The 2,732-nt window shown below is 72.7% G+C and carries 2 protein-coding genes and 2 pseudogenes; 3 read left to right on the forward strand and 1 reads right to left on the reverse strand.

Annotation, left to right across the window (positions count from 1 at the left end; translation table 11 throughout):
- A pseudogene (locus B4E30_RS09525) lies at positions 1-288 on the forward strand (50S ribosomal protein L25); the annotation flags it as partial.
- 83 nt (positions 289-371) lie between these two features.
- Positions 372-956, forward strand: coding sequence for an aminoacyl-tRNA hydrolase (gene pth, locus B4E30_RS09530; RefSeq protein WP_286795017.1), 585 nt, complete (start codon positions 372-374; stop codon positions 954-956).
- Between the two features lie 125 nt (positions 957-1,081).
- Here pth and B4E30_RS09535 read toward each other — a convergent pair whose 3' ends face one another.
- Entirely contained in the window at positions 1,082-1,819 is a 738-nt protein-coding gene (locus B4E30_RS09535) for a hypothetical protein (RefSeq protein ID WP_286795020.1), read from the reverse strand.
- A gap of 71 nt (positions 1,820-1,890) precedes the next feature.
- Between B4E30_RS09535 and B4E30_RS09540 the strand changes: the two are divergent.
- Positions 1,891-2,732 (forward strand): annotated as a pseudogene (locus tag B4E30_RS09540) (transcription-repair coupling factor); the annotation flags it as partial.

Raw genomic sequence — 2,732 nt, forward strand, 5'->3', positions numbered from 1 at the left:
GAGCCCTTCGCCGGCACCATCGCCAACCTCGACGCATCCACCGTGCTGCTCGAGGTCGAGGCCACCCACATCCCCGAGCACGTCGAGGTCGACGTGGAGGGCCTGGAGGACGGCGCCCACGTCACCGCGGGCGAGCTGAAGCTTCCGCGCGGCGCGTCGCTGGTCACCGAGGCCGACACGCTCGTCGTCGCCATCTACGTGCCGACCGCCGCGCTGGCCGCGGAGGAGGAGATCGCCGAGGCCGACGCCGAGGTCGCCGCCGAGCAGTCCGAGGAATCCGCGGAGTAATCGCGAGCAGACACGAGGGGGATGCGCCGGTCGCATCCCCCTCGTGCTGTCTTCCGACCACCGCCGGACCGAGAGGAAAGCACATGGCACGCACGTGGCTCATCGTGGGGCTCGGCAACCCCGGACCGCGGTACGAGGCGACGCGTCACAACGTCGGCCAGATGGTCATCGACGAGCTGGCCGACCGGCGCGGTGAGACCCTGCGTGCACACAAGGCGGGCGCGCGCGTCGCCGAGACGTGGCTGCGTCCGGGCGCGGACAAGCTGATCCTCGCGAAGCCGAACTCGTTCATGAACGTCTCCGGCGGGCCCGTGTCCTCTCTGGCGAAGTTCTACGGCATCGACTCCGAGCGCGTCGTGGTCGTGCACGACGAGCTCGACATCCCCTTCGACACGATCAAGCTCAAGTCCGGCGGCGGGCACGGCGGCCACAACGGGGTGCGCGACGTGGCGAAGGCCCTTGGCACCCCGCAGTTCCCGCGCGTGCGCGTGGGCATCGGCCGTCCGCCCGGCCGTCAGGACCCCGCCGACTGGGTGCTGGATCCCTTCGGCTCGCTCGAGCGTCAGAATCTCCCCAACCTCCTGGCTGACGCCGCTGATGCGGTGGAGATGCTCGTCGACCAGGGTCTCGTCGCCGCGCAGCAGCGGCACCACGCCCCGCGTCCCTGACGCGCCGCGCCGCATCGCGGCATCCCCACACCTCCGGAGGATTCCCCGCTTCACGAGGACCGACGCCGCGGCTTTCGTCCTCTGTACGCGCGCTCTCCTCTCCGGGTGCGCCCGGCGGCGAGGCGTCAGAATGACGGGACGCTCGACAGGGCGCCGGCGGCGAGGCCGACGAAGAAGAGGATGTAGGCGAGCGTGCCGTAGACGATCGGGCCGAGCGCCGCGATCACGATCGCGGCGATGGCCCAGCCGCGGCCGCGGGCCTTCACCGCCGCGACGATGCCCTGGATGAGCGCCCCGATGCCGAGGACGGTGCCGGTCCAGAACGTGATCTCGGCGAACAGCACCAAGCCCCGCACCGGAGCGAGGATCGCGAGGTCGAAATCCGCGCTCGCCGGCATGTCGCCGAGCTCGGCACCGACGCCGTCGCCGATGGCGTACCCGGCGACCGCGCCGAGGACGGGAACGAGAATTCCGGCGACGGCGGCCACGACGAAGGCGATGATCCCGAGTGTCGCCGATCCGTTCGCGGCGGGGCGCTGGGACGGCCAGGACGGCGCGGCCTGGCCGTACGGGGGCTGCCCGTACGCGCCCGGAGGCGGGCCGTACGGACGCTGGCCGTATGGGGCGGGAGGCTGGCCGTACGGAGGCGGGCCCGGGTACGGTGCGGTTCCGTAGGCGAGTGTGGGCTGCTCGCCGGGTGCGGCGGGGGCCGCCGTGGGCGGTTGCGGCGTGCCGTACACCGGCTGCGAAGGCGGTGCGTAGGGCGGCGCGGGGGCCGGCGGACGCGGTGGCGCCGCGGGTGCGGAGGACTCGTGACCTGCCGTGTTCTCCTGCTCGCTGCGGGGGTCTGCGGGATCGCTCACGGCACTCATCCTAGGAGGCGCGCGCCGAGGTCGGGGGTCTCGGTGTCGGCGAGGCGGACTAGACTCGTGCGGTGACAGTTCCCGGGATCGTGCGCGCCCTCGAACAGGATGAGTCCTTCGCGGACGCCGTCTCCTCGGCCTCCCGCGACGTCGACGTCTCCGCTCCCACCGGTCTGGATGCGCCGCTGCTTGCCGCCTTCCTGCGCCGCCAGATCGACTCCGGGCGGCCTCCGGTCCTTCTCGCGGTCGCCCCGACGGGCCGCCGGGCGGAGACGCTCGGGACGGCGCTGGAAGCGCTCATCCCGAACGTGGAGGTGGTGCATTTCCCCGCGTGGGAGACGCTTCCCCACGAGCGGCTGAGCCCGAGTCCCGAGACCGTGGGGCGTCGCCTCGACGTGCTGCGGCGACTCGCCGAGCACGATGGCACGACGCCGTTCGTCGTCACGGCGTCGGTGCGCGGTGCCGTGCAGCCGCTCGCCGCGGGGCTCACCGACGTGCCGGCGATCACGCTGCGCCCGGGCGACCGCGGTCACGAGCTGGACGACGTCGTCGCGGGGCTGGTGGAGCGCGCCTACCACCGCGTCGACATGGTGTCGCGCCGTGGCGAATTCGCCGCGCGCGGCGGCATCCTCGATGTCTTCCCGCCGGTCGCCGACCATCCCTACCGGGTCGAGTTCTTCGGCGACGAGGTGGACCAGATCCGCGCGTTCTCCGTCGCCGACCAGCGGTCGCTGCCGGGAGAGGTCGCCCTCGTGACACTGGTCGCGAGCCGAGAGCTGCTGCTCACGCCCGCCGTGCGCGAGCGCGCCCGGGCACGCCGAGACGCCCTGCCCGGCGTGCGGGGCATGCTGGAGAAGATGGCCGAAGGCATCCCGGTGGAAGGGATGGAATCGCTCCTGCCTGTCCTCGTGGA

Origin of the sequence: Microbacterium sp. UBA3394 (genome assembly GCF_002358725.1) — a bacterium.
GTDB classification, from domain to species: Bacteria; Actinomycetota; Actinomycetes; order Actinomycetales; family Microbacteriaceae; genus Microbacterium; species Microbacterium luteum.